The sequence below is a fragment of the Gilvimarinus sp. 1_MG-2023 genome (genome assembly GCF_030548285.1).
In genome coordinates this window covers 1-390 of the sequence record NZ_JAUOSC010000278.1, presented here as the reverse complement: position 1 = coordinate 390, position 390 = coordinate 1, and the positions used below count along the sequence as shown (strand labels likewise).

1 protein-coding gene is annotated in these 390 nt (G+C 55.6%); it reads left to right on the top strand.

Annotated elements, in window-relative coordinates; genetic code table 11:
• A partial coding sequence (locus Q4563_RS16785; protein ID WP_303605299.1) for an ATP-binding protein occupies window positions 1-390 on the top strand: 390 nt, incomplete at both ends.

The following is a 390-nucleotide window of genomic DNA, read 5'->3' as shown; positions in this document are numbered from 1 at the left end:
GCGAGAAGCCGGTCAGAGTGTTGTTGAGTATCGATGAAGGCGTGCCGGAGCAAGTTTGTGGGGATGAACTGAGGCTGACCCAGGTATTGATGAATTTTGCCAGTAACGCCGCAAAATTTACCGCTACCGGGACGATAACACTGGCAGTGCAATTGATCCGCTGTAGCGCCGACGAAGTGCGCCTCCGGCTTTTGGTGACGGATACCGGACGCGGTATCCCGGCGGATAAGCTGGCCCTTATTTTTGAGCAGTTCCAGCAAGTGGATGGCTCCGACACGCGCCATTATGGTGGCACCGGTTTGGGCCTGAGTATTACCCGGGCACTGGTTGAAGCCATGCACGGTGAATTGCTGGTGAGTAGTGATGAGGGGAAAGGCAGTGAGTTTGGGG